Here is a 4,709-nt window from a genome sequence, read left to right on the forward strand (position 1 = left end):
ACCAAAAACTAATGAGAAAATAAATTAATTGTTATTTTCTACCGCTTTGAGTACGCGGTTTAAAACCTCCTGATAAGCGTTTTCTACATTGCCCATATCCCGACGGAAGCGGTCTTTGTCCAATACTCTACGGTCGGGGTCGTTTGCTGCGGATATGTCCCATAAACGACAAGTATCGGGACTAATTTCGTCAGCTAGCAAAATTTGCTGTTGTGAGTCCAAACCAAACTCCAGTTTAAAGTCCACTAGGGTAATGCCGCATCGCTGGAAAAAGTCGATCAAAAAATTGTTGATTTGCAATGCTAGATGGGTAATTTCGTCTACTTGTTCCGGTGTAGCTAATTCCAGTAACCTGATGCGATCGCGTGTTAAAAGCGGATCGCCTAACTGGTCATTTTTATAATAAAATTCCACCAACGGCTGCTTTAACTCTGTCCCCAAGGGCAATCCTGTTTGCTGACACAAGCTTCCTGCCGCAATATTTCGCACCACAATCTCTATCGGCACAATTTTAACTGCCTTAACCCGCATTTGATTCGGTTTGGGGCTGTCTATGTAATGGGTTTTAATTCCTAATGACTCTAGTTGTTGAAATAACTTGCAGGAAATGATACAGTTAATAATTCCCTTTCCAGTGATGTTCCCACGCTTCTGAGCGTTAAAGGCGGTTGCATCATCTTTAAAATCGGCTAGCAAGATTTCCGGTTCTTCCGTAGAGTAGATTATTTTGGCTTTGCCTTCGTATAACTTGGAGTGAGCTGACATGATGGGAGGTTATTTCTGAGGTATGGGGCTGGCTTGATGCTTTTAGGCTTAACCATTTTATCTTTAGTTACGTTCTTATTCGTCATTGTTCATCCAAAAAATCTTGGTTAATCGAAAATTTCAAAATTAAACCCAAGAAGTTTTAACCCAAACAAAATACTTTCCTAAAATTTTATCTTCACCAAAGAAAAAGTAAAAAGTATTTTTTGCAAAAACCCAGCTAGTTCAGTGTCGCCAGCATCAGCAAGTCGCAGCACAGATAAGATAGCATTTTAAATTACACTCCCATCGAACTTTTTGACCACGTATTATTCTTTACATTACCATATAGCAGTCACCCCTAATTTTAATTACCCTGCAAACATCTGTCCCAGGAGGGAGAGTGAAAAACTAGTTGACCACCATAATCTATAATAAATACATTGGATGATTATCTGATGATAATCATTATTCTCAATAAAATGAGATTAGAATTAATAATAAGCATTTAGAAAGCCCTATTTTCTGAATGCTGAATTTAGAGGCTTTTCGATCATTTTTTTAGTGGAGAAAGCAAAAAGTGGAGAAAGCAAAAAGTGGAGAAAGCAAAAAGTGGACAAAGATGATTTTCTCTACCCTCGTGGTCGTTATTATGGTCAAGTGAAACCAGAAAACTTGGTATTTAACGCCAATTTCCAAGAATTTGCCCAACGTGTTGGTATAATTTGTAGCTTGGAAACATCGGGAAAAATTTCCCCAGAAGAAGCTTACGACCAAGTAAAAGCATTGTGGAAACAATTAAAACGAGCAAAGAAGCAATTGAAAATAGGTGAGAATCCTTTTGGTGGAGAAGAGGAAAGTAAGGAATGAGGATTAAATAAAGTGCAACAGTAAGAGTAAGCCACAAAATGAATGATCCTGTGTTGTCATGCTGAGGAACGAAGCATCTACGCGAGATTCTTCGTTCCTCAGAATGACATTGGGCATTTCTTTCTGTGGAGTTCTCTAACGCACCATTAACAATTCAACCGGAATTGCATGTTGTTTAGTTTGCGTTCCTAAGTAGGTTATTGATTAAAAATGGCACATCAGGAAAATAGGGTATTTTGAAAGTGCCTAAAATAGTCAGGAAATTCAATACCAATAGCTTCAACGTGCAAATTATACTGAATATCGTAAGTAGAGACAACCAGGTGGGTCATCTTTGCAATTCAGAAATAAAAATATAGACAATCAGGAATATAGAGAGACGCGATGTATCACGTCTCTACATTATTTTTTATATTTATTTGCTGCTCATAGTCCATACTCCATCCCAAGATTCTGGGGGTGGTTGTAGGAGGTAATTGTGGGCGCGTTTGAGATGTATACTTAGAGGATGGTCATGAGGTCGAATTGCTTGTGCAGCTTCAAAGCAGAGAATTGCATCTTTAAAATTGCGTGATGATAATGCCGATCGCCCAGCATGGTAATGTGAGAGAAAATCTTGAGTATTAGAGTCGAGTGGACTAGTGCGATCGCTAATTAATTCGTAGATATTTACGGCTTGGTGTTTGCCTTTAACGCGAATTTTATCGAGTTGACGTACCCAAATGCGATCGCTGCAAAGTTGGTAGGTAAATTCGCTCAAAACTATATCGCAACCGTATTCTTTTGTGATGGATTCCAAGCGGGAACTGAGATTGACACCATCACCAATTACGGTGTAATCCATACGCTTGTGGGAACCAATATTACCAGAAACCACTTCCCCAGAACTCAAACCAATGCCGATATGAATTTGAGGTTGTTGTTCAATGATGCGTCTTTGGTTAAATTCTTCCAGTCGTCGTCGCATTTCTAAAGCTGCTTGTACTGCCTTCCAAGCGTGATTTTCTGTTAGCGGTAATGGTGCCCCAAATACAGCCATCAAAGCATCACCAATGAATTTATCCAGGGTTCCTTCGTGATTAAATACCGCTTCCACCATCGTTTCAAAGTATTGATTGAGCAGGGATACAACCTCAGCAGCTCCGAGATTTTCCGTAAGTGTGGTGTAGCCTCTGATATCCGAAAATAATATTGTCACCTCCTTACGTTCCCCCACCATCAAAGCATCTTCACCCAAAGCCATTACCTGTTCGGCTACGTGGGGAGTAAGATATCGATACATCGTGGTTTTCATCCGCTTTTCACGGCTGATATCCTCCAAAACCACCAATCCACCTCGAACCCCACCAACTGGGTTGGTGAGGGGGTTTACAGTGAGATTCATGCTACGTTCGATTTGCTGAACTTGGTTTTCGGGGATTAATTCTGATAGGGGAGTCAGAAGTTGGTTCCAAGGAAGAAATTTGCTGGAATTATTGCGATCGCGAACAACAAAAATAGGATGTGGAGTTATTGCTGTATCACTTGATGTCGTATCTTGACTACCATTTTTAAAGTTTGTCTGACTCAAATTAAATTCTTCAATTTGCAAATCTGTTTCCAGCAGGTAACAAATTCCAGCAGTGAGAGTTTGTTCGGGTACATAGTGTTTTGCACCAGTTTTTAAGCTATCCTCCAACCGCATTTGCAAATTATCGATTGGTACAACTTCCCATACCAAACGACCAATGAAATTTTGTTCCCACGAAGTTTTATTATGCTTTTCATGGGGTTCACCAAGGGGACATCCCAATAACACTAATGCTGCATCATTTATAGTGACAATTTGTCCACCCATATCAGTGGAGATGACCGCATCAGAAAGACTTTGTAAAATATCTTTTTGATACTGCTTTTCTAACAATACATTTTCAAATAATCGAGCATTTTCTAGGGCAATTCCAGCTTGGATATTAAATGCCCGCATAAACTCTTCATCAGACGCAGTAAAACTACCCTGCTGCTTATTAATTAACTGTGTCACCCCGATTAGTTCATTCGCGGAATTGAACACGGGTAAACATAAAATATTGCGGGTTACATACCCCATTCTTCTATCAGTACTGGGGTCAAAACGTGGGTCTTTATAAGCATCTGGGATATTTAAAGCTTCACCTGTCGATGCTACATAACCAACAATTCCCCTATTTGAAGGAATGCGAATTTCCACCTCTTTTTCTTCATCAACAGCAGCAATTTTTGTCCACAATTCCCCCATTTCTTTCCTATGCAGAAATAGGGTACTACGGTCAGCTTGCATCAAAATTCTGGCTTGTTCCATGACTATCTGCAAAGTCGCTTCCAAATCCAAACTTTGACCCAAGGTTTGAGTCGCTCTTAATAATGCTGTGGCACCTCTTTGATTGCGTGCTGCTACATAAAATGATTGACAACTTTCTAAAATAATTCCGATCGATGCGGCAAAGTCACGAAACCGTCTTTCATCTTCTTGATCGAAGGGACTATCCCCGGTTTTATTTGCTAGCTGGACAACCGCAACAGTTTGATTTTTACTACTTAAAACAGGCATACACAAAATATTATTAATTTTGTAGCCCATTTGTTTTTCTAATTCGGGACTAAATAAGGGATGACTTGTTGTTTCGGGAATATTCAAACATTCCCCAGTACTTGCTACATGTCCGGGAATACCAACATTAATCGGAGTCCGAATTTCCAGAGGTTTGTGAATATTCTCTTGAGGAATCTTCGACCATAATTGACCTTTATCATGATCGACCAAAAAAATTGCTGTATGTTCGGCTTGCAGAATTTGACCAATTTTAAGAGTAATTGCCTCCAAAACCTTTTCTAACATTGTTTCGAGGGCTTCATTATTGATTAATTCAATTGCCCTCAAAAATTGCTGAAATTCGGCGGTAATAAAATCAAGTAGGCATACAAACTCTGTCACTGAGAGGTCTTTCACACGTCGCAAAAGTGCGTGAGTGCGATTAACCTGAGTCATTTCTGTTAACGTAGCCAAGACGCTACCAGGACTGGGAAGTGTCATGGGAATTAGGTATTTGGGATTTGGGCTGCTTACAGTATTAGTA

Annotated in this window: 3 protein-coding genes; 1 reads left to right on the forward strand and 2 read right to left on the reverse strand. The window is 39.7% G+C overall.

The genetic code is table 11. From position 1 onward, the window contains the following. Positions 1-24: 24 nt before the first annotated feature. A complete protein-coding gene (gene purC, locus CK510_RS26550; protein ID WP_095724517.1) occupies positions 25-765 on the reverse strand; it encodes a phosphoribosylaminoimidazolesuccinocarboxamide synthase in 741 nt (246 codons plus the stop codon). 591 nt (positions 766-1,356) lie between these two features. On the opposite strand from purC, the gene CK510_RS26555 reads away from it, so the two are divergent. After that, positions 1,357-1,614, forward strand: coding sequence for a DUF7219 family protein (locus CK510_RS26555; protein WP_095724519.1), 258 nt, complete (start codon positions 1,357-1,359; stop codon positions 1,612-1,614). A 415-nt stretch (positions 1,615-2,029) separates the two neighbouring features. On the opposite strand, the gene CK510_RS26560 is transcribed toward CK510_RS26555, so the two are convergent. After that, positions 2,030-4,666 (reverse strand): GAF domain-containing protein, encoded by a 2,637-nt coding sequence (locus tag CK510_RS26560; protein WP_095724518.1) that lies wholly within the window; start codon positions 4,664-4,666, stop codon positions 2,030-2,032. Positions 4,667-4,709: the final 43 nt, after the last annotated feature.

The sequence above is a fragment of the Brunnivagina elsteri CCALA 953 genome, assembly GCF_002289455.1.
Classification (GTDB): Bacteria; Cyanobacteriota; Cyanobacteriia; order Cyanobacteriales; family Nostocaceae; genus Brunnivagina; species Brunnivagina elsteri.